The organism is Gracilibacillus sp. JCM 18966, from assembly GCF_055392695.1.
Genome location: NZ_AP043883.1, coordinates 382,293 through 406,514 on the forward strand (window position 1 = coordinate 382,293; position 24,222 = coordinate 406,514).

Consider the following 24,222-nt stretch of genomic DNA (forward strand, 5'->3'; position numbering starts at 1 on the left):
TCTATTCCTGATAGAATACTTTTTTAGATATAACATACGTACTTACCATTAGAATGATCATTATCGCAACAAAATAGAGCCAAGCCATTGCTGAGCTTAATCCGAAATTACTGTTATCAAACCCTGTTGATAGGATCAATTCTGTGATCGAGCTACGCGAAAAAGAATCAATAATCGTATAAATCATATTAACTAAAATCAGTGGTGTAACCAGTGGAAAAGTGATTTTCCAAAATGCTTCATAGCCTGTTGCGCCTTCCATCTTGGCAGCTTCATAGAGTGCAGGAGGGACAGTTTGAATACCGGCTAAAAAAATTAATATTTGGACACCTGACTGGCTCACAATCTGATAAATTCTGTCAACTGCACCTGTAAGATAAGCTACAATCGTTTCATTTACTCCAGAACGAAGCATAATTCTCTCTAATTCAAATGCCCCAAAACCGCTAGTAACGCCACCTGAGTTCGCATTTTGCTCATTAATGGCTTGCACCAAGCTAGTTGATTCCAAGTTTAAAATGACACCTGAGGCAAGAATAACTGGGAGAAAGAAAACACCTCTCGCAAACGATCTACCAAGGAATTTTTGGTTTAATAGCACCGCTAAAAACAAACTGAATATAATGATTAATGGGATGTTTACCACCATGTTAATAATAGATTCTATTAGTGTCCTGTTAAAATTTGTGTTTACAGTAAGGGCTTCGATATAATTTTTCAAACCAATGAAGGTAATTTTCATTCCTTCCGAGCTTGCTTGTATCTCGCTAAAGCTAAATCGTAAGGAAGTAAGTAAAGGAATTAAAAAGAAAAAGATAAACCCAAGTAACCAGGGTAGAACAAATAGAAAACCCCAAAAGGCCTTTTGTCCTTCATAAGACTTTGGCATTATTGTTAGTTTTTGCATCGCTTTCATTTCTCATCACCCCCAGTTACTGTTACATAATTCATTGCTTCAATTTTTTTCCCATCTACCGTTACTTCTGTCTGATTATAGTTCACGATAATAGCTACACCATTTCCGTATACTGTTTTGAAAACTCCATCTTGTAATTTTTCATGTGTTTGTATTTGTTCATTAACTACCTGGCTCAACACTTGATTTATTTCTTGGTAAATTTCTACTGCTTCCTTCATCCATGCAGCATAATTAATAGAATATAAATAATCAAATTCCGTATCCTTTACCTCATGGTTCGGTGCATAACCCCATTTAAAATGGACACCTGAACCGTACTCTATACTTTTTAAAATATATTCCCTTGTATCGGTAAACTCGGAAAGGTTATAGGGATTCCCAGTATAATTAATAAACCCACGGATAACCATTTGGTAAAATGGAATCTCTTCATCTTCTAGCTTGTATCCACTATTACTCATTGGAGCATTGGTCAGACTTGTTATATATGGTAATGTATAAGCATTTCCACCGTTCGCCAATAAATCAAGCTCTTGGGCTCGTATTGCTTGAAATGCCTTACTCACCATTTCTTTCGATTCGTTCCGATAAATTTGTTTATTCTTTCTAAAATCACTATTTAATTGATCCGCTAAATCTCGTAAAGACAAGCCTCTCAAACCGATTTCTTCTATATTTTGAAGCATATCTACTGTGTACTTTTCTATTTGTTTAGGTGAAACAACATACGAAGGCGACTTATCTCTGTCTCTACGATTAAGTGTTATATCAATGGGATAGACTGCTGCTGACACACCTTTTAAAGTTCTTGAGGCTTCAGATTCCGCATCGAAACCACCACCATTATAAATCGATAGAAGCGCGACATCTGGGAACAAAAGAATATCATTCTCGTTTGTATACTCCATTAATCGTTTCAATCCTTTACTACCACCTATTACATCATCTACCTTTATTTTCGTAGGTTTCTTGTGATTAACGCCACCATTAAACCATCCTGAATACTTTAATTGAATATGATTGATATTTTTTGACTTTAACTTAGCTAAAATTACTTTTGCTTCTTCAAAGCTGGTCAATGATTCAAGTGCATGATAAGGGATACCTACAAAATGCTTTTGTTTATTAATTGCCCCTACAAGATCTAAAAAGAAAGGTACATCTTTTTTATTGTTTTTACTCTTAAACTGAGGCAATCCATCTCGCCTTGCCAAATATTCTTGATAAGACTTTGCCATCCCACTATAAGTTGCTTTATCTCCATTTAAAAATATATATCTAACTGTATAATCTGTTTTCATTGGTTTTTCCTGAAATTTTGGTAAAGTGCGTTCTTGTTCATTCGCTTGGAGTGTCACTTCATCCTTATTAATAACGGAAAAACTTGGATAAATATAATTATAACTATTTAGCCTTCCACTTATATCTGCATGAATATTTGCTACAGGTGCCCCTTTTTCAATGATTCCTAGTACAGCATCTGTATCATACAAAATACCGAATACCGGTAACCTTACCTCTTGTTCCATCGATTGGTTTTCTCGAACATTCAGTGCTAAATCCTCTCCGTAAACTGGCTGTTGATAAGAAGGATACTCTGTTTTCCCATTGTTAAAATGAATTAGCGCACCAGACCCATCTGGTACCAATAACGAACCTTCATCTTCGGTTCCCGCAGCACCAAAAAAATTCAACAAGGAAATTCTGTTAATTGGATAATTCTCTGGATAATGAATTCTCTCTATCGGCACATTCACTACTAAACTGTTCTCTTCAAGTGTATATTCTATTGCTGCTTCAAAGACACTCGAAGATGCATTTTCCTGAGTAAAATTTAATTCGGCCATATCCTCCTGTAGATGCTCCTCTGTATAACCAGCATCTTCAAACGCTTGTAATGCCTTTTCCAATTGCATACCGTTTAATGCACTATCATTTCGTTCATAGACATTCGTCTCCTTGTTCTCTTTATAAGCAATCATTAACGATCGTTGCCCATTCTTGTCTAATTTATTATTTAATTCTTCATACCTATCCTTACTAAGCATTAATGGTAGATCCTCTACAGATTTTTCGGTTTTTCCAAAACGATAAGTAACTCGAATTCCATCATTCACTTCTTCTACTCTTATCTGTTCATTAGCTACACTATCTGAAAATGTATTCACAGAATTAAGCTGATTAAATCTGTTATAAAAATCTATTTGCATCTGTGCTGATAGTAAGGATTTATTTACACCCGTCGCAATTGCATCATTCGCTCTTTCAGGCGGATTACTGTACCAAACCTTTCCTGTCTTTTTATGATGAATAGCTATATTACCATTCTTATCATCTATAAATAACTGTAAATTCTCATTTTCTATAACACCTTTCATCCCTGCGACTTTCTCATCTGTAAATTTAGACAGAAATACCTGCCCTTGTTCGAATGGTTCAATACTCTCTGCTTCACTTCCCTTTTGTTCCTTTGATGCCGAAGTAGAGCAGCCTATTAATAGAAACAAGGTAAAGGCTATGGTAGCTAGCAATGGAATTAATTTGTTCACTCTACCCCCTCCTTTCTCAATATCTAATGACAATTTCTTGATAAATGGCGGAAATAAATGCAATGATTTGTTGAATCAAACTAAAAAACAATAAACACAAAAATGCCATAAATCCCATAGCAATTACAGTAAGTATCATGATGGTTATCGATTTCAATGGGGTAAATTGATGTACGGTCATATTCCCGATAAATAACAAGAAGAGAAACCAAATTAATGCAAAGCTATTGGTGAAATAGTAAAAAGCTGTTTCTTCCATAGAAATTAAATTGCTGATCCAGATCCAAGGAAAATTTAAGAGAATTAATGGAATTAGTGCAAAGCAAGTGGAAGTGAAAATCTCTACAAATTTTCCTTCACCATCCATTAATGTCGTAAGTGACCAATTAGCTATACACCAAAATAACAATGGAACGATGACATATAAGATCTCTAGGAAGCTATTCATATGATTTGGGTTATAAATATTCACTAAAAAGCCACTGTATTGTGTGCGCAAAATATTGGTTAATACCATTAAAAATATAACGAGAAATGAAATAATTAAATTAATTCGTTTATTCATTTCATATTTCAAGTCCCAGTATCCATTAAATGGGTGAACAATTAAATAGAATGGGAATTTCATTATCTCCTTATTCAATAGTTATCTCCTTCCTTCTCTTTATTAATTTTCTATAAAACCTCCATACAAACAATCCGATTACAGCTACCAATATCGTTGTTAAAATGGTTGGAAAATAATCCTTTAACACTTCTTTACGATACAGCAGAAACGCTTTCGAATAATTTTTTTGATCTAAGCTTTTTTTAAAATTTTCCATTGCCCCTTTGTAGTCACCTTGTCTTAGCAATGCTTTTCCAATACCTGCATAAGCAAACTCTAAATTAGCATTCATCTCAATTACTTCTTTAAAAAAATGATATGCTGACTCCTCATCACCTTCATAGTAACTACGAACCGCTTGATTAATCATATGTCCATAATTTGTTGCCTTAAAAACCGTAATTTCACCTAGAGCTTTGTCTAATACTAAAAATTGCTCGCTAACTCTTTCAATAGCTACAGGCGTATGAAACAATCCACTTCTATTTCCTATTCCGCCAAAAACATACATTAAATGACCATCATTATTGTAAGTAAAAATTCGACCACGTTTACTATCAAGAACGGAATACATTTCACTGTCTGATACATCGATATCAATTAATCTAGATGGACCAATATCTATCGGATAACGAATATCTCCGATCGGATCAAAATAACCCTCTCTTCTCAGAATATCCGTCCCTCTTGCATTTAATTTTTTGATTTTATCACTACTGTTATCTCCATTTGTTGCATAAATAAAGCCTTCTTCATTTATATCTAGATTGGTAAATTCTGTTGGAATAAACATCACCATTTGACTACGTTGAGCTTGTGTCGATAATCGCTTCCATAACAATTCAATAGGATCTACTTGGACACGATTTGCTCCGATAAAGGTATTAAACTCCCCGTTCACATTGAACTCCATAAATCCATCAAATACACCTTCTGCCATTGTATAAACTCTTCCAGCATTATCGACAACCACCCTTAATGGCTGGAACACAAAATCATCCTTTAATAGATCCGAGCTTGGTTGTTCAATAATTGTTACTAGTTGATAATTCTGATCCAATTGAACAATTCGATTATTTCCCGTATCTGCGATAAAAATTTGCTTTTCTTTTGTAACAAAAATACCCTGTGGATTAGATAACTGATCCTTTTTCCCATTATTATCAAAAGAAGCAACCGTATCGATTAACTGGAATCGATGGTTCAGCATAACTACTCGATTGTTACCTGAATCTACTACATAGATCATCTGATCTTCAGTGACGTGTATATCACTAGGTTCTATAAAAGGGCCAATCCCTAAGTCTTCCCCATTTACTAGTGTCGTAGGTTTATATGCATCAGGAGCTGAAATCGAATCACCCCAATAGGAATAATTATAGGAAGGTGCTTGCCCATTTGCCTGAACGTGGAAAGCTCCCATACTTATACCAGTAAAAATCACGATGGAAGCGACAAGTAATTTAAACGATCTCTCCGTCTTACCCAAAATTTTTTCAGCCCCTTTCCTAATCTTTAATTCCTGAATTCGCCATTGTTTGCATGACACTACTCTGTGAAAAAATGAATAGGGTTATTGGCACAATCATTAGGAATAAAGCAACAGCTGCACCCACTCCAGCTCTTGCTATCCCACCCTGTATAATTTGTCCTAATGCATAATGAAGGGTTTTCAGATTTTCACTATAAATGAAGTTACCACCATCTGTTCCCCATAACATAGGAAATTGTAATATCATCAAGGTTAACCACGCTGGCTTCACATTCGGCATTACAATGCTCCAGAAAATCCGATACTCACTTGCCCCATCTATCTTCGCTGCTTCTAATAATGGATTCGGAATCTGCTCCATAAATTGTTTCATTAGAAATAAACCTAAAGGAAATGCCAAGGAAGGTACGATAATCGAAGCTTGCGTATTGATCCACCCTAGCCAAGACATCACCATATAGTTTGGAATCGCAGTGACATGTGGTGAAAACATCAAGGATAATACAACGATAGAGAAGATGGTTTTAGATCCGATGAATCGGTATTTTGCTAGTGGATATGCAGCTGCAGATGCCAATAAGATATGTCCTGCAGTTCCGATGATGGTAATTAGTAATGTGTTCGTGATATAACGAGACAATGGGACCCACGAATTCCCCATTAATGAAACGAGGTCAAAGAAATTATCAAGAGTTGGATTTCGGACAAAAAATCTCGGCGGAAAAATAAATAATTCATCTAATGGTTTAAAGGCATTGTTTATCGCATACACCAATGGCAATGCCATAAATGCACCAAATAAAGCTAATAAGCCAAACATGATAAAAGTAACGATAAATGATCGATTTAATTTCTTATTAGCTCGAAAAATTCTCAATGTTGTTACAGACAATGCTATGCACCTACCTTTTTAAGTAATTTCTGCACAATTATATTTGTACCAACCATGATGGTAAATAGTACGGTTGCAATTGCGGATGCATAACCCATTTCAAATCGAATCGTTCCATAATCGATCAAATGAGTCACTACAGTATGTGCAGCATAATTGACACTTGGAAAGCCAGCTAAAGCAATAGAAATTTCCGCAACAGCAAATGACTGAGTAATTTGCATGACAGCACCAAACATAAGCATCGGACGCATAGATGGAAGTGTAATAAACCAAAGCTCTTGCCACCTGTTTTTGATTCCATCAATTGCTCCTGCTTCTATTAATGAGCGATCAATTGTTTGAAGACCTGCAATAAATGCAAGGAAACCAGTACCTAAGCTAAGCCATAATTGAACAATAATAACTACTGCTAAGATGTATTGTTCATCCTTTAACCATTGAATGGGCTCCAGAATAATCCCTAAATTCATAAGAAATCCATTAAGATAACCATAACTGTCACCTGAAAATATAATGAGCCATATAAAGAATACATTTCCTGAAATAGATGGCGCATAGAATACGACAGTCATAAATGCACGAATTTTGGGAGATAACTCATTAATAATCCACGCAAATATAAAGCAGGCTATATAACTAATCGGGCCTGTTATAATAGCAAACATAAACGTATTTTTTAAAGCAATACTGAAAATATCATCGTTTAAGAACAACCGTGTATAGTTAGACCATCCGATAAATCTAGGAAACTCTAGCATGTTAAAATACGTAAAGCTAAGTCCAAAAGAGATGATTACAGGGATAACTGTAAACAGAAGAAAAATAGTTAAATATGGTGCCATTAAAACATAGTAATGCTTGTTTTTACTTATTTCCTTCATTAAGTTTGCTATACGAGATTTCTTTTTCGGATAGCGAGATTCTTCTAATAATTGCTCGATAATTTTCGATTGCATTTCCTTCCTCCCTTCCTAATTCGGTAAATTAAATTCATCTCTTTTCATTTCAATTTCATCATTCATATACAAAATATAATCAGATAAAGCTTCCCTTGGATTTTCATTTGCATTTACCACTTTTCTAAACGCATTATCTAAATGACGGCCTGTAAAGTATCCTCCTGGGACTTGCGGGATACCTCTAACCCACTTCCACTGACTTTCGAGGTTATTATAGTCATCCACAGGCCATGGCAATTCCTTCAGAGCTTCTATATTTGCTGTTGGATAACGTGCCGCTTCTCCCATTAATCCTTCCATTTCCCGTCCGAAGGCAATTTGAGTTTCTTTATCTGTCCACCACTTCATAAACTCCCACGAAGACTTTTTATCAGAAGCGTTTTCTAACATCATTACTGCTGTCGTGTGGCTTGCAACTTCATGGTTAATGGTGTCATCGTTCGCTTTAGTGCCAGGAACAACGGTAAAGTCCCATAAGCCTTTTATTTCTGGTGCAAGCACTGTTAACATATTATAAGTGGTGTAATCAGCAATCCCAATTGGCATTTCACCAACACGGAACCGATTAGGGAAATCTGCCATCAATGGGAACTTGTAATTAGTGTAGAACTGAGTCCATTTTTTGAATTGTTTCATCGAAACCTCTGAGTCTAAAGCACTTGACTTCTGATCGTTCGCATAGAACTGTCCCCCATTTTGATAAAGCAACATCGAAAAAGTAGCATTCGGTACCATGTTTGTTTGCTCTTGTGCTTGGGGATCATCGATTGGTAAAAAGAATTCTAAATTATGCTTTTGTAGGACAGAAATCATATTATAGACATCCTCCCATGTTTCAGGTGGGGTTAATCCAAGTTCATTCAAAATATCTTTTCTATAAAAAAGCATTGGGAAAATTTGTTGTTCCGGCAATGCATATACTCCACCATCAAATTGATATGGTGTTAGTCCACTTTCCCTAAAGCGACCTGCCACTTTTTCAAAATCATCGAACTGGGATAAATCTGCAGCTGCGTTTCTCATCGCATAATTAACTGGTACTTCTTCTCCAATTTGCATGGCAACATCAGGTCCTTCTCTTGCTAATGTTGCTGGGAGGAGAATATTTGGTGGCACCAATCTTAATCTCACAGAAATATTAGTCTGTGGGGTAAACATGTCATCAATAAGTGATTTCAAAACTTGAGCTTGATCTCGTCCAGTGGTGATCCAAACTGTAATAGACTGTTCACTTTCTGCAATATTACCGATACTGTCATAATCTTCCGTATAAGAAGCTAATAATGCACCTGTCTCATGTTGAACAGTTTCCATTATTGTCGCACTTGCCTCTGGAAGCTCTACATCTGGGGAAGATATAACTAAATAATCAAGGGTTAGTGGTTGCTCACGAACGGTTAGCATCCAGGTACCTAGCCCACCAACGTTCACTTTAAAATCATCTAATCTTCTTGCTATCGTATCTGGTTTTTCCACCATGTCATTAAGCTGCCTTACCAGCGAATGGAGAATAGCCACCTTATCACTTCGTTCACCTGTCGATTCTTCCAAATAATCAGCGACACTGTTAATAATTTCACTTTGTTTCGTAAACACATCAATCATATCTGGAATCCTTTTTTCTAATTGATAATCACGATATGGATCTGGTGTATTGGAGGTAATCATTAAGATCTTTCGGTACATTTCATTTAATTCAAGTACACTTGATTCAATGGTTTGTAGAAGTGGCGCCATATCACCTAAAGAAACCATCAAACGGATTCGATGTGTTCCTTTTGTTAAATGAAATAAATACGGTTCCTCTTCTCCGAGCAGATCCAACTGCCAGTTCATATTATGATGAAAGCGAATTCTTTCTACTTCTTTAAAAGGTGTTTCCCCATCAATGGTTAGGCTTCTAGTTGCATATACGCCTTGAAGTTGATCTTGTTTACGCTTTAATGCAATCTGATACAACCCATCTTCTTCTACATCAAATTCCCATTCCATCCATTGGCCAGGCATTTTCCAATTCAATCCGCCAATTGTATTCATTCTTAATTTTGAAACATGATATGGTTCTACCGTTGGGCTTGATCGGTCGGATAAAGGATACAACGTAGGTGATGATTTTCGTACAGCATCCTCTGCTTGTATAACAATGGATTGACCTTTAGTAGGCTCTAATTCTTTTGTTTTATATTCGTCCACTACTTGTTCATAATTCTTTGATGGTTTATCTTGATATAATTCAATATAGTCAATAGCCATTGGTTCACGTAGAGATGTCAAGGAGATCTCTTGAACACCTTGATGAAAATAGAATTTATAAGGCTCTTCATAATAACCCTCACTATCTATAAATGGCCGTGTAATCCATTCCGGTTTTTCCACCTGACGAGGTCGTAATTCATTTCCCCTATCATCTACTTGGATTTTATCGAATCTGTTATCCCATATTCGATGAAATAACAATAAATCTGCCCCTTCAAAAGGCACTTGATCATTTATAGCAAGCTCTCTTTCAATGGCAGAACTCTTTCCTTCCATTGGATAATAGTGAATCCTTACATTATATAGTCCCGTTTCATCTATTGGAATTTCCCATTTTATCGTGCCTTCTTCTGGTGTCAAAACCGCTTTACCATTAAGTCCCTCGAAATTCTCTTCGATTAAAAACTTATCATTACTTGCGTAAATAAAATTTTCTCCCTCAATCTTTATTGTTTTTTCAGGTTTGGCTTCAGAAATGTACTTCTTCAAGTAAGAATCATAACTATTTTCATTAGTCTTATTCGTAATTGCTTCAAAATCATCCACAGCCTTTACTTGATTAGAAGCTGGTGAATCAGAAGGCTTCAATGCCCACAATAAGAAAAGTAAAATTGCTACGAAAGATAGAATTTTTATCTTATTCTTTTTTATTTTCTTCACACTTTCCCCTCCTGTAGCAAGGTACATCCGTTTTGACTTTTTTAATTGTTTTAAGGTACTTGATAAATGACAAGTACCCTAAAACTTTCATACTATTTCACATGCCTTTTAATTTCCCCATACTTCATCAATTGCTGATTGGAAGAGTGGTTTGTATTTCTCCACAACTGTTGATACAGATGTACCACTTCCAATTTCAGCTACAAAATCGTAGTAGCCTAAGTTAGGATAAGTATTATAATCCAATACTAGTAGATTTTCAGATACCATACGTAGATTATTAATATCTTCTTCATTCGTGTAATGACTTTCATAACTTGCCTGGCCTGGATAATCATAAATCGATTCAATATCATTTATTTTCTCCCAGATATACATTAATTGTTCAGGGTTTTCTACTGTTTTTGGAATCGTTAATGCTTGCAGTAATGCTTCAGCTGAATAATATTTATCTACACTTGGACCTTTAGGAAATGGAATAAAACCAATATCATAATCCGGCATATCCGTTGAAAGTCCATCAATCTCCCAATCAGCACCAGCATACATTAACGTATTACCTTGACGGAAAAACTGCCCTGGCTCTGTCCAATCTCCACCTTCAGTAGGGCGTGGAATTTGCTCTGTTACAAGCTGTGATTCAAATTCCAGAGCTTCTATCGTTGCAGGATCATCTAAATTATGTTCGTTGCCTTTTACTAAATCCGTGTTATTGGACATTAATGCAAATTGCATTAAGGATGCATTGGCTAGTCCCCATGTATCCAATTTTCCATCATTATTTGTATCCTTATTCGCTGCCTTCGCTACTTCAAGAAAAGTATCCCAATTCCAATTGTCTTCATCCACATATTCTTGAAGTGGTTTAAGCCCTAATTCATTCATTAACGTTCGATTGTAGAAAATTCCTTGTGCTAAGTTTTTGTGATCCTCTGTAAAGCCATAACCTTTTCCTTCATACGTATATAGATTACTTGTCATATTCTGATTAAAAGCATTTGGATTCTTTGTATATTCATCGATGGGCCATAATAAATCTTGTTTCACTAATGCCGGTACTGTATAGGTTTTACCGAGTCTTACGATATCACCAATTGGTTCACCAGCAATTAGAGATGCGGTAACTTTTTCTTGGTACTCGCCATAATCAATCGCAATATATTCCACTTTAAAATTATGTTTTTCCATCAATGCTTCTAAATTCTCACGACGTTGGATATTGTCTGGATTATCATCAGGTATAGTCATATCCCACCAAGAAACAATCTTTATTGTTTTACCACCTAAATCAAAGTCCATCTCAGGTGTCTGATAATAGTCAGCTTCCGATTCTTCTGCCGGTTCTTCTGGAGCGTCATTTTCCGTATCTTGATCGTTCTCCTCACTAGAATTCCCCACACCACTGTTAACGCTCTCATTATCACTGTTACAAGCTACTAAAACAAATAAAAAACACAAAAAAAGTGATAATAACAATTTCCTTCTGTCCATAACTAAAGCCCTCCTTATAAAGTTTATTTCTTATAATTTTAAATTTAGCATCGGGCAAATTTGTTCACAACCTGTTGCATACTAGTATTTCCACCTGTGAAATTATGGATGTTATTAATTACCATCAGCTAGTTTTCTAGCAATATTGACCTTAGAAAGACAAACTTTCATATGATCAGTACAGGACATAAAGAAATGTTACAAACATTTGGGTATTATATAAAGAAATGCACATTTTATTGTTTTCAAATATTACATATAATGAAATCGCATACATTAGTTGTTGCTGTCTTGTTCCTTAAGAGAATTCCAAAATAGGGGGTATAATATGTATAAAATTTTACTTATTGGCTCAAACAAGCATTCAACAGAGGCATTTCGACATATGGTTGACTGGAACCAATTAGGATTCTGTCTTACGGTGTGCTTAGAAACACCAAATTCTGTAATGGAGTTATTCAATAAGGATAGGTTTTCCTTCATAATCATCAATATGACAGATTTAAAGGATAAAGGTCTCCAGCTTTGTGAAGCCCTACGAAAAATAAGCTCCATACCTATTTTGTTAATTGGTGGGAACAAAAATTTTCAAATCATAAGAAAAGCCTTGAATCTCCAGGTCAATGATTATATTCCTGATCCAGTGAATCCTACTGAATTGAAATCATCCTTACTATTAATAAAAGAAACACTTTCCTCTGCTCATTATAAATCTAATACTCTACTCCATCTTGCCAAGCCGATTTCAAACCAAACAAGTGATATTATTGAGAAGGTAAAAAATTATGTGAATCGATCATTAAATGAGTCGTTAAGTAAAAAAATCACCTTAAAAGAAATAGCCGATCAATTAAACTATAATTGCTCCTATTTAAGCCATAAATTTAAATGTCGAGAGAACATGACCTTCAATGAATTTTTATTAAAACAAAGAATGGAAAAAGCAAAATTATTATTAGAAAAAACAGATATGAAGATTTATGAGGTTGCTCAAGAGGTTGGATATGTTGAACTAGATTGGTTTTACAAAAAATTCAAAACATATACAGGCGTTAATGCCAACAAATATAGACAACTGGCTGGTTCCAAATAGTTTATAAAGAAAGATGCACTCTTCAACAATTAGAGAGTGCATTTTCACATCATATTTTAGGGCTTGTCAAGAAAAGTGTGTAAGTTATTCTAAATACTTCAGCACACGTTCATTAAGGTGATCATGAATTAACAGCTGATTCATGACCATTGCCCATTGTTGAATATGGCCGCCTTCCCATTTATTTTCAAGTTCTTTGGTTCGTAAATATAATACTTTTAGAAGGGCGTTCTCGTTTGGGAATGCTCCTTTTTTTGTCACTTTTCTAAAGCTGGAATGTATACTTTCTACGGCATTCGTAGTGTACATAATTTTGCGTATCGCACTTCCATAATCAAATAATTGTTCCACATGGGAGAAGTTTCGTTTCCAAACGTCAACTGCTCCAGGATAGGTAGCCCATTGTTGTTGAAAGGTTTCAAATGCACTATGACATGCTTTAAGGCTTGGTGCTGCGTAAACCTTTTTTAATGCAGCAGTAAAAGCTTTATAGTCTTTACTTGGAACATACTTAATCGAATTTCTAATGAGATGAACCATACAGCGTTGTACGACAACTTGTGGGAAAATGGCACGAGCTCCATCTTCTAATCCACTTACTCCATCCATAGAAATAAAGAAAATATCTTCTACACCACGAGCTTTTATTTCATCAAAGATTTGCATCCATTTATGCTTACTTTCCGTTTCATTTAACCATAAACCAAGAATGTCTTTCTTTCCTTCCATGGTATAGCCTAACATGGTATAAACAGCGTATTTCTTGGTTTCGTAGTCGTTACGTACGGTCGTATAAAGACAATCTACGAACACAAAAGGATAACAGTTGCTTAAAGGACGACTTTGCCACTCTTCTAAATCAGGAAGCACTGTATCCGTAATATCGGATATCATTTCATGAGACACGGAGAATCCATAGATATCTTCAATCGTGGATGAAATATCTCGCTGAGACATTCCTCTTGCATACATGGAGATGACTTTATCCTCGATGGCAGAAACATCTCTTTTACGCTTGGGAATGAGGTGTGGTTCAAATGAACCGTCACGATCACGAGGTACAGCAATATCCACTTCGCCAGCAGTCGTTTTGACTGTCTTTTTTCCGTACCCGTTCCGTCTATTGTTTGTTTCCTTTTCTCCTTTATCATTGGATTCATAGCCCAAATGATGATTCATTTCACCTTTTAACATCGATTCAAACATCGGTCCGAATATGTCCTTTAATGCATGTTGCATATCTTCTACAGACTTTGGTTGATACTGTTCAATAATCTTGTTAGCTAATTCTACGGAGTTAGGATCTCTTTTGGGTTTGCCCATTTAAAACACTCCTTTAGCTTTATAGTTATTATTCTACCAAATAAAAAACTGTGTGAGTAAGAAACCGTACGCATTTCTTACTTACACAGTTAATATTACACTCCCTCATTTTATCGATTTTTGTAAGCTTCATTTATTTCTTCTGTTGATGCGTGCTTGTTAGGATCATCTTCCTTACTTTCTACAAATTCATCCGAAGCAGAAAGTGGTTCACTTCTGATAATGATTTCTGTCTTAATATCTTGTTCCTCTTTACATAATTCAGGAAGATACGTTATACCTGTTTCAGAATGAAGACCAAATGCGATATCTCCTACACTTGTCGCCTCCCTATCATCTTGAATACTTACATACGGATCGGATACATATACAATCTGGTTATAGTCACCGATAGCATCTGCTTGTCTACTTCCAGAATATACTTACAACTTCTCCATCTTCCACCGTGTGATGAATTTCTTCTATCCCTTGTAGTGTGGTATGGTTCTGATGTGTGTTTCAAACCATTTGCAGCAAGCCAATAATCATCCCTCCTCTTCGTTCTTTTGTTACTGGCTTACCATGCACTCTTGTTGTATCCCATCGTTGTTGATCAGTAAAAAAACAATTAAGTTAGGATGACTGTTTTGTGACATAAACATTAACTCCCTTCTTATTGCATTTATAACTACTTCTTGAATGCATTTCCATCACAGTATTCGGTCCAAATGCATTTATAATCTCTTCTTGATTGCATTTCCATCACAGTATTCGATCCAAATGCATTTATAACCTCTTCTCGAATGCATTTCCATCATAGTATTCGGTCCAAATGCATTTATAACCTCTTCTCGAATGCATTTCCATCATAATATTCGGTCCAAATGCATTTATAACCTCTTCTTGAGGGCATTTCCATTACGTCATTCCAATCGAACAATCCGTCCTAAATAAACGCTATAACTCAGAAATGTAATTTATTCATAGTAAGTCCATTTACTCTGATAAAATTTTTTTAAATGTTTATTCAAAATTCTTTGGATTCTTTGCTTCAATCTGATGATTGCACACCATTCTTGTATTATATTTGTCGTAATTTTCATGGAAGGGAAAAGTATCCTGAATTCTTCTACATTGCGCAAGACAGCATTTTCAACTATTTCTTCTTTTCCACATTTCTTACAAATACATTTTTGACCTTGTACAAATAAAGAGAAGGAGTGGCATTTATAACAGGTGATACCTTTCCTTAATTGATTGTAACTATAGTTCGGTAATTGGGTGATTGGTGAGTTTTCAATATGCATAGATTTTAAAAGTAGGGCAATATGATAATCTTGTTTGTTTAATATGGAATTGATTTTGTTAAAGCGTTGAAGGTATCGATTAATCTGCGTGGGAAATACAAATGGTTTATCTAATGGGGCTTGATATAAAGTGAATTCTGGATTAACAAAAATAACAAATGCTCGAATCTGAGGGGTGTAGCCGCGAGAATGAAGTAGCTGTCGGAGTAATGATTCGCTTTTTTGCAATTGAAGCAGTGGGTTATTCCTTTCTCCGTGCGATTTATGATACAATCTTTCCGATTCGTAATAAAAATCGCCTCCATAATTCTTTACTTCGAATATAAAAACCTCTCCTAGCAATACCATTAGTGAATCGATTTGAAATAGTGTGTTATTATGTTTTAACAGCAAGTCATTCAACAAATAATAATGGCACGTTAACTGTTCCTTTAATAAGGAATCAAAATATTTCTCTCCCTTATAGCCTTTTTGTATATTTCTGTAATATTGCTTTTCCTTTTCTGATAAGAATTCACGCTGATTTAGATAGGAAAATATACGTAATTCTTTAGGTTCTCCTCTTTCTTTTATGATCATACTTTACAACCTTTCTGCTATTATTTACATGTAAGTTTATGTTACGGAGAGTAGGTTAGTCAAGAGATCTGTCCACATTAAAAAAAGAATCCAACCACTATTTCTTGTGATTGGTCCTAAGCCATAAACACAAACCTAAACCCTTCTTACCCGCGGATCTGTAAACTCATCTTCTTCATCCGTACTTGTCGTAGAGAATTCAGATACAACGGCACCGTTGTTACCAGCCTTAAACCAATGAAGCGTATCAGGTGGAATCGTGTACTGATCTCCAGGGTGTAAGATTACTTCATGAAAAACGGTATAATATTTTTCGTCACCACTTGGAGGGCGTACAGCTGGATTTACCGTCTTCTTCCCTTCTACATATAAAAATACCACTCCTGATCTGCACCTAAATGTTTCTTCTTTCCCGTCGTCAAATGATCGTTTTGGATGTTTATGTTCAGGACAAGTCTGATTTGGTAAAAGTACTAAGTCCTTCGAGCAGACTTTCTTCGTATTTATATAAGTAATTAATTGTAATCCGCTTACCTTTATATTATTTAAGCCAAAATCGGCAATTTCTATATTTCTCTTCTCTTCCTCTGTTAACACAATATTTAGTTCCTTAAACTTGGATAAAAAGTATTCCTTTATCTCCTGATAGATCTCTTGCTTCATCCATCACACATCCTTCATCGTAAAAATAGAAATAGCATTCTTGTAATCTTCCTTCAATGCTTGTTTTGCTACTGTCGTTACATCATGATAAAAAACAACCTCATTTTGCGTTACATATTTTTTTACAGCTTCTCCACCTGCTTTAGCCGCATAACTGTAGTAATTAATTTTTCGTACCCCATTATTAATAGTCTTTATATATTCTTCTTTGCTCAAACCTGATCCACCATGCATTACGACTGGTCTATGAATATTTTCGTGGATGCTACGAAGTCTTTCGTAATCTAGATTAGGTTGGCTTACATAAATTCCATGAACGGTTCCAAAAGCTGCTGCTAAGGCATCAATATTGGTTTTCTCCACAAAATCTTTGGCAATACCTGGATCCGTGTATAACTCTCCGTCATGCTTTCCGCCAGTATCTTCTCCTCCAATACCAGAAGAGGTCATCACACCTAATTCAGCCTCCACTGACACATCATACTTCTGTGCATAATCCACCACTTCTTTTACTACATTAATATTATCTTCATACGATAGAATAGAAGCATCTATCATGACAGAACTGAAACCAATATCGATCGCTTTTTTTATCATGCTTAAGTTCGTGCCATGATCTAAATGTACAGTGACAGGTACACTTGCTTGGGTAGCTAAATGAATTAAGAGCGGACCAATCATTTCTATTGGAATCAATTCGTCATGAACCTCTGCATGGGCAAGAATAATGGGGGCATTCAGCTCCTCAGCAGCTTCTATTGCAGCTCGTGCTGACTCGAGTGTGGGACAATTAAATTGCCCTACGGCATATTTACCCTCATCTGCTTTTCTTAAATTCTCTTTTAAAGTCACTAACATAGCTATGCCTCCTTTATAACGCCAAAGTTTCACGCTTGGGATAACTTTTATAGATATTTAATAACTTTTCATAAGCCTCTATTCCCGAATGAGAATCTTCCCTAAATAAGGATGTTGCGGCGGTTACCGTACCTAATTGCATTGCTTCCAGTATTTCAAGACCCTGATGTGCTCCATACAATATACCGGAAACGTAAGCATCTCCTGCCCCCACCGTCCCTTTTATCTTATCTCTGTTGATCTTCAATGAAGGTAAACTATAATAATTCCTTCCATCAAATCCAAAACTACCTTCAGGGGCATGAATAATAACCCAATCCTTAACACCATAAGCTTTCAACATATAAAGAGTTTCCTTGATGTTAGAAGCTAATAATCTTCCGTCTTGACGCAAATCGATTCCTATTGTTTTACCAGCTTCATACTCATTGATTACACAAAAGTTTGTGAATTTTAAACTTGGAGGCACCATTTGTTGATACCTATTTTGATTTTCACTAACCATATCAATAGAGGTCTTCAAGCCATGCTCTTGAGCCTTTTTTAATAAACGTGCCATTTTCGTTCCATATTCCTTGTCGTATCTATCTAATCCATCTAAGAGCAATAAATAAGCAATATGAAGAATCTCAGATTTTATATTTGCTAGATCGATAGTGTGCTCATTGAATAACGATGCATTTCCTTTATAGTGATAAAAGGTTCTTGTTTTGTCCGTTTGATCTTGAATGACATCTGTAAATGGGGTAGTTCCGGCAAACACTACCTTACTAACATCCATATTGCTGTTCTCCTTCAATTGGTCATAAATAAACCTTCCCTTTTCATCTTTCCCTAATATACACCATGTCTCTATTGGTAGAGTTGGGTCTATTCTCGTTAAAGCGAGCGAGCAATTCGCTACGGCTCCACCTAACGATCTATTCATCGAAGATATTGTTGCAAGCTCTGTTTTATTGGGATATCCTTCTACCTGCTTGATCTCATCTACTGCAATGGTTCCAGCAATTGCAATACCCTTTTTCATCTGATCACTCCCTAGTGTCTGCAGATCCATGCTTTATTTTTTTCTGAACACATCTGCATAAACCGCTACTAAAATCACTACACCCTTAATAATATATTGCCAGAATGAGCTAACTCCCATTAGGTTCAGACCATTACTTAAAACACCGATAATAAGAGCACCGATAACGGTACCGCCTATCTTACCTCGTCCACCTGTCATACTCGTTCCGCCTAATACTACAGCAGCAATGGCGTCTAATTCAGCCATGTCCCCAGCTGTAGGTTGACCAGAGAACATACGTGCAGATAAGACCACCCCAGCGATACCAGCCATTAATCCACTAAACGTATAAGCAAATAATTTCACTTTCTTAATATTAATTCCTGAAAACCTTGCTGCCTCTTGATTACCACCAACTGCATACATATATCTACCAAGCTTTGTTTTATTCATGATGATATAGGCGATTATTAAGAAAAAGATGAGGTAGATTACCTGCAATGGAATAGGACCAACATAACCAGATCCAATCACATTAAAGGAATCCTCCATCACCCGTACTGGCTTACCATCTGATATCACATAGGCAGCACCTCTAGCAATATTCATGGTGGCTAATGTGACGATAAACGGTGGAATAATCGTTGTTGCGGAAACATACCCGTTAAAGGTACCGAATAACATACCTACCAAAATACCAATTGATACTGCTAACCAAATAGGAAAACCAACCACTGCAATAAGCATAGTGGTGACAACACCCGTTACCGCAATAATGGAACCAACAGATAAATCAATACCTCCTAAGATAATCACCATTGTCATGGCAATAGCAAGATACATATTAGTAGAGGTTTGCCTAAGAACATTCATGATATTATGAATGCTAAGAAAATCAGGATTCATGATAGATATTGCTATACACAGTACAACTAGGCCTATTAAGATTCCTTTATTCTCTTGTATATATTGCATGAAAGCATTGCTTACCTTTACAAAAAATTGATTTTTTGTTTCATAAGTGATGTCTGACATGGTTAATCCCCCCCTGTCGCATAATACATAATCGTCTCTTGAGTTAGGTTATCCTTCTCTAGGATTTTTTGGATTCGTCCTTTATACATGACAGCTACTCGATCACTCATATTAATGACTTCTGGTAATTCAGAGGAAACCATAATGATCGAAACACCCTTTTGAACTAATTCATTCATCATAGCGTAGATCTCGGATTTGGCTGCCACATCAACACCACGTGTCGGTTCATCTAGGATGAGTATGTTTGGTTTCGTTGCTAGCCATCTAGAAAATAGAACCTTTTGTTGATTTCCTCCACTAAGATGATGGACGATTTGTTCTTTATTAGGTGTCTTAATCGATAGATTCTTGATATAGTTATCTGCTAGTTTACTTTCATAGTTTTTATTCACCCTTAACATTTGGATGAATTGATCAAGAATTTTGATCGATATATTATAATCCACAGATTTTATAAGAAATAAGCCCTCTTCTTTTCTATTTTCAGGGACGTAAGCAATTCCTTTTTCTATAGCATCATTGGGATTTCTAATCTGGACCTTTTGATTGTTCACTAGGATTTCGCCCTCATCAATTTCATCAATACCAAAAATACATTTCATTACTTCCGATCTCCCTGCACCTACTAATCCAGAGAAACCAAGAATTTCCCCTTTCTCTAATGAAAAGCTTACATCCTCTATCACCCCTTCACGAGACAATCCTTTCACTTCCAAGGTTTTTACACCAGTTTTTTCTACTTCTGTTCTTTTATATAATTGATTTAGTTCTCTTCCCACCATCATCTTAATCAGTTCTTTGTCGGTGGTTTCTCTCGTATGAACGGTTCCTATATACTCACCATCTCGCATGACCGTTATTCGATCGGTAATCTCAAAAAGTTCGTTCATACGGTGAGAAATATAAATGATACCTACTTTATTTTCCTTCAATTGTTTTATCGTTTTAAAAAGAAAATCTACTTCCTTATCTGTTAAAGAAGAAGTTGGTTCATCCATCACGATAATTTGAGAATGGAAGTAAACGGCCTTAATGATCTCAATCATTTGCTGTTGAGCAACGGTTAGATTTTTTATCAGCATTGTTGCATTCAAACCTAAATCAAAGCTATCTATAAACCTCTGGGCATTTTCAATCATTTTTTCCTTATCTATAAAACCACCTTTTTTTAGAGGTTCTTTACCGAGAAAAATGTTTTCAGCAATTGTTAAATAAGGAATAAGGGCAATTTCCTGATGAATGATACTAATCCCAAATCGTTGAGCCTCTTTCACACTTGTGGTAGTAGCCTGCTTGCCTTCAATCGATATGTTTCCATCATCCAATTCATAAATGCCACCTAATACCTTCATTAATGTTGATTTCCCTGCACCGTTTTCTCCTAATAGAGCATGCACTTCCCCTCTTCGCAAGGAAAAGTCTACTCCTTTCAACGCATAGACCCCTGGAAACTTCTTAGTGATTTTTGACATTTTCAGCAATTGATTAGACATTCTAGCACCTCTTTTCAAGAGAAGGACAAAACGGAATACAGTTAAAGCCCTTCTCCTATGATCGGACTTACTATTGCCAGCCCTCTACGCCATATTCCTCCACATTTTCTTCATTGATAAGAAACGTATCTACTGGCACTCTCTCTGGAACATCTTCCCCATTTAAAATCTTATAGCCTACTTCCACAGACTGCTCGGCAATAGATACGGGTGATTGAGCACCTGTTCCTACAAACTGCTCACCCTTCGCAATTTCTGCTTTAGCATCTGGAGAACCGTCTACACCGTATATGGCTATATCCGTAACATTGTTTGCTTTTGCAGCAGCAAGTGCACCTAAAGCAGAAGGATCATTACCAGCCATGATAGCGTCAATATCTGGATTGGAAGTAAATATATCTTCTGTAATACTTAATGCTGTTTCTAAATCTCCTTTTGCATCCTGTTGTGCCACCACGTCAAATTCATGACCCTCAATTGCCTCCATAAAGCCATCAATTCTATCATTAATGGAATTCATTGTTGGACTATCTAAAATAGCAATCTTTCCCCCATCCGGGAAACGTTTCACTAGATCTTCACCTGCTACTCTTCCAGCATTTTTGTTATCAGAACCGACGTAAGCTGTAACATATTCGAATGCCTTTACTTCTGTGTCATAATTAATAATGGGAATACCCGCTTTATCAAGTTGCTCTAAAGCAGGTCTAATACCTTCCCAATCAACTGGATTTAAGAAGATGGCATCGATATCTTGGGAGATCATGTCTTCAATTTGACTAATTTGTAAAGAAACATCCATGGCAGGATTCATTGTGATTAACTCATCGCCATTCGCTTCAATTTCCTCTCTCATTGTCTCCTCGATTACTTGAAAAAAGGGATTGTTTTGTGTCATGGATGTATAACCAAATACATAACCATCCGAGTCATTTCCTTCTGATTCTTCGTTATTATTTGTTTCTTCACTAACATTGCTACTTTCTTCCGGGCTACATGCAAATAAAAATAAAGGAATAAAAACAACTAACAAAATCCCTAAAAGCTTTATGAAACGTCCTTTCATGGTTGACCACTCCTTTTCGTTTTTTATTTATATCAAACCCAATAAAGGGTCTAACATACCATTGTGTACGCTTACTAATTCAAGCATTTGCATACCACCAGTCTCACACCTAGATCTTCTATTTTTTTTATCTCTTCAAAAAAACGAAAGTTATCTGTGATTAACCTGTCGGCTTTATCTAAAGAGGTTATCTTATGCAGAAACTGTTGACCGAATTTACTACTATCCACTAAAAAGGTTACTTCTGTGGATTTTGTAATGACTTTTTGTTTAATTTGAACCTCAAAGTTATTACTGTTACTAAATCCATCATTAATAGTAAAGCCCGAAGCTGATAAAAAGGCTTTATTAAAATATAGATTATCTAATGAGGCCTCAGCGATTGGTCCTACTAAGGATAAGGTGGAGTCTCTTAACAGCCCACCTATCAAAATTTTCTCTATTTTTTCATTGTCGATACTCTCTAGTATATTCACTCCATTTGTTACAACTGTTATATTCATATTGCGTGGTAAATATCTCAGAAAATGGGATGTCGTCGTGCCAGCATCCACAAAAATGGAATCTCCTTCTTCTACATAAGTTGCGGCAATGCGGCCAATTGCCGCTTTAGCTTCTTTGTTTAATAATTGTCTTTGCGTAAAAAGGATATCCTTATTTGATTTGTTTTGTTGTGAAATATAGATGGCTCCGCCAAACGTACGCCTAGCTACCCCTATTTTTTCTAATTTCTCTAAATCTCGTCTTATTGTCATATCGGTGACATCAAACAGTTCTCTTAAATCACTAACTTTTACTTCTTGCTTTACCCTTAACTGCTCTAATATCTTTTTTTGTCTATTATTTAAGGTTAAATGGTGTCTCATAATCTAAACCCTTTCCATTGTTCAAAGTAAACATTTTCTTGTTTTTATTAAACATATTACGCTTTTATCCATTTTATTAATGTTAAATTTAAACAATCACTTGTTTTCTTTCTCATACTAAATAGCACATTCTTCCTAAAAATTGTACCTACTGCTTCCATTCTCCCGTCTAACATGATTCAATAAGAGATAGAAGAACATCCCATTTACAACTAAAGGGGGCAAACGGATGAGCAATATACTATTCGATATTCCAGCCAATACCTATAAAACATTGAGCGAAACAGAAAAATATTTACTAGAGTATATTCACAATCATCTAGATGAGATCTCTTCTATGTCGATCGTCAAGCTTAGCGAACATGCGAATGTATCCACTGCCACGATTGTTCGATTAATGAAAAAAATTGGGTATGATGGCTACACTTCCTTTAAATATAGCCTGAAAGAAAAAGTAAAACTTTCTGATGAGAATAATGAAATGGAAAATATCGATCAAAAAATTAAACAAGCTATCCAAAAAAATGAGCATGAAGTAAGCAAGACGATACAATTACAAAGTATTGGACAAATTGAAGATGCCGTTCAAAAGATCCATGATGCGGAGAAAATTTTCGTATTTGGTCGTGGGTTCTCTGAAATGATTGCAAAGGAAATGACGATCAAACTACAGCTGATGGGGAAAAATTGTGAGGAACATACTGACCCGAATATCATTCGAATTAAATCAAGAAGCATCCAAGCCAATGAAATAGCTATCTTTGTTTCTCTAAATGGCGAAACAGAGGAACTAGTAGAGGCTTGTAAAAACTTAAATATTAGACAAATTACCACCATCACCCTCACGACAAGAATGGAATCAAGTCTCGGACAGATGTCAGAAATGACGTTTGTTGGCTATAAAGGAACCCAGTCCTATTTTCCAGATTATGAAGTCCGTTCTCGTCTACCTTTGAGTGTTATTTCCAGAATATTATTAGACGCATATGCAATACGAATGCTATAAAGCTTGGCAAATACGCCAAGCTTTTTTTCTTTTACAATAAGCGAAAACCTTTACATATCCTGAAAACATTTACAACATATCCTGTGCCATAATGAAATTAACAAGACAACAAGG

At 35.8% G+C, this 24,222-nt stretch carries 19 protein-coding genes; 2 read left to right on the forward strand and 17 right to left on the reverse strand.

Going from position 1 to position 24,222, the window contains the following annotated elements; translation table 11 throughout:
• Position 1: 1 nt before the first annotated feature.
• The 8 genes from ACZ5N5_RS01690 to ACZ5N5_RS01725 form a co-directional block, all read right to left on the reverse strand.
• The gene (locus ACZ5N5_RS01690; protein WP_277679700.1) at positions 2–916 is read right to left on the reverse strand and encodes a carbohydrate ABC transporter permease; all 915 of its coding nucleotides are present in this window, start codon (positions 914–916) and stop codon (positions 2–4) included.
• Positions 913–3,468, reverse strand: coding sequence for a DUF5696 domain-containing protein (locus tag ACZ5N5_RS01695; protein ID WP_464373140.1), 2,556 nt, complete (start codon positions 3,466–3,468; stop codon positions 913–915). The genes ACZ5N5_RS01690 and ACZ5N5_RS01695 overlap by 4 nt, the downstream gene beginning before the upstream one ends.
• 16 nt (positions 3,469–3,484) lie before the next feature.
• Complete coding sequence (locus ACZ5N5_RS01700) at positions 3,485–4,096, reverse strand: YIP1 family protein (RefSeq protein WP_425454597.1); 612 nt, start codon at positions 4,094–4,096, stop codon at positions 3,485–3,487.
• A gap of 7 nt (positions 4,097–4,103) precedes the next feature.
• Positions 4,104–5,567 carry a hypothetical protein gene (locus tag ACZ5N5_RS01705; protein ID WP_464373734.1) on the reverse strand — a complete coding sequence of 488 codons (1,464 nt, stop codon included), beginning with the start codon at positions 5,565–5,567 and terminating at the stop codon, positions 4,104–4,106.
• Positions 5,568–5,583: 16 nt separating this feature from the next.
• Positions 5,584–6,387, reverse strand: coding sequence for a carbohydrate ABC transporter permease (locus ACZ5N5_RS01710; protein WP_464373735.1), 804 nt, complete (start codon positions 6,385–6,387; stop codon positions 5,584–5,586).
• 74 nt (positions 6,388–6,461) lie between these two features.
• Positions 6,462–7,418 carry a carbohydrate ABC transporter permease gene (locus ACZ5N5_RS01715; protein WP_464373141.1) on the reverse strand — a complete coding sequence of 319 codons (957 nt, stop codon included), beginning with the start codon at positions 7,416–7,418 and terminating at the stop codon, positions 6,462–6,464.
• 15 nt (positions 7,419–7,433) lie between these two features.
• Entirely contained in the window at positions 7,434–10,328 is a 2,895-nt protein-coding gene (locus ACZ5N5_RS01720; RefSeq protein ID WP_464373736.1) for an extracellular solute-binding protein, read from the reverse strand.
• Positions 10,329–10,445: 117 nt separating this feature from the next.
• Complete coding sequence (locus tag ACZ5N5_RS01725) at positions 10,446–11,828, reverse strand: ABC transporter substrate-binding protein (RefSeq protein WP_464373142.1); 1,383 nt, start codon at positions 11,826–11,828, stop codon at positions 10,446–10,448.
• 328 nt (positions 11,829–12,156) lie between these two features.
• Here ACZ5N5_RS01725 and ACZ5N5_RS01730 point away from each other — a divergent pair, with 328 nt between their 5' ends.
• On the forward strand, positions 12,157–12,921 hold the full coding sequence (locus tag ACZ5N5_RS01730; protein ID WP_277679764.1) for a helix-turn-helix domain-containing protein: 765 nt from the start codon (positions 12,157–12,159) through the stop codon (positions 12,919–12,921).
• Positions 12,922–13,005: 84 nt separating this feature from the next.
• Here the strand turns inward: ACZ5N5_RS01730 and ACZ5N5_RS01735 are convergent, their stop codons facing one another.
• The 9 genes from ACZ5N5_RS01735 to ACZ5N5_RS01775 all read right to left on the reverse strand — a co-directional run bounded on the left by ACZ5N5_RS01735 (position 13,006) and on the right by ACZ5N5_RS01775 (position 23,102).
• Complete coding sequence (locus ACZ5N5_RS01735; protein WP_464372494.1) at positions 13,006–14,244, reverse strand: IS256 family transposase; 1,239 nt, start codon at positions 14,242–14,244, stop codon at positions 13,006–13,008.
• A 956-nt stretch (positions 14,245–15,200) separates the two neighbouring features.
• The gene (locus tag ACZ5N5_RS01740; RefSeq protein ID WP_464373143.1) at positions 15,201–16,109 is read right to left on the reverse strand and encodes a nuclease-related domain-containing protein; all 909 of its coding nucleotides are present in this window, start codon (positions 16,107–16,109) and stop codon (positions 15,201–15,203) included.
• 135 nt (positions 16,110–16,244) lie between these two features.
• The gene (locus ACZ5N5_RS01745; protein ID WP_054787718.1) at positions 16,245–16,772 is read right to left on the reverse strand and encodes a D-lyxose/D-mannose family sugar isomerase; all 528 of its coding nucleotides are present in this window, start codon (positions 16,770–16,772) and stop codon (positions 16,245–16,247) included.
• Between the two features lie 3 nt (positions 16,773–16,775).
• Complete coding sequence (locus tag ACZ5N5_RS01750) at positions 16,776–17,630, reverse strand: class II fructose-bisphosphate aldolase (protein WP_277679390.1); 855 nt, start codon at positions 17,628–17,630, stop codon at positions 16,776–16,778.
• Between the two features lie 13 nt (positions 17,631–17,643).
• On the reverse strand, positions 17,644–18,657 hold the full coding sequence (locus ACZ5N5_RS01755; RefSeq protein ID WP_464373144.1) for a carbohydrate kinase family protein: 1,014 nt from the start codon (positions 18,655–18,657) through the stop codon (positions 17,644–17,646).
• 33 nt (positions 18,658–18,690) lie between these two features.
• Positions 18,691–19,674 carry an ABC transporter permease gene (locus ACZ5N5_RS01760; protein ID WP_464373145.1) on the reverse strand — a complete coding sequence of 328 codons (984 nt, stop codon included), beginning with the start codon at positions 19,672–19,674 and terminating at the stop codon, positions 18,691–18,693.
• Positions 19,675–19,676: 2 nt separating this feature from the next.
• The gene (locus ACZ5N5_RS01765) at positions 19,677–21,170 is read right to left on the reverse strand and encodes a sugar ABC transporter ATP-binding protein (RefSeq protein ID WP_464373146.1); all 1,494 of its coding nucleotides are present in this window, start codon (positions 21,168–21,170) and stop codon (positions 19,677–19,679) included.
• A gap of 70 nt (positions 21,171–21,240) precedes the next feature.
• Positions 21,241–22,236, reverse strand: a complete 996-nt coding sequence (locus tag ACZ5N5_RS01770; protein WP_277679386.1) for a sugar ABC transporter substrate-binding protein — start codon at positions 22,234–22,236, stop codon at positions 21,241–21,243.
• A gap of 74 nt (positions 22,237–22,310) precedes the next feature.
• Positions 22,311–23,102, reverse strand: coding sequence for a DeoR/GlpR family DNA-binding transcription regulator (locus ACZ5N5_RS01775; protein ID WP_277679385.1), 792 nt, complete (start codon positions 23,100–23,102; stop codon positions 22,311–22,313).
• 229 nt (positions 23,103–23,331) lie between these two features.
• Here ACZ5N5_RS01775 and ACZ5N5_RS01780 point away from each other — a divergent pair, with 229 nt between their 5' ends.
• Positions 23,332–24,108: a MurR/RpiR family transcriptional regulator gene (locus tag ACZ5N5_RS01780; protein WP_109985309.1), complete on the forward strand. Its 777-nt coding sequence runs from the start codon at positions 23,332–23,334 to the stop codon at positions 24,106–24,108.
• The last annotated feature ends 114 nt before the right edge of the window (positions 24,109–24,222 follow it).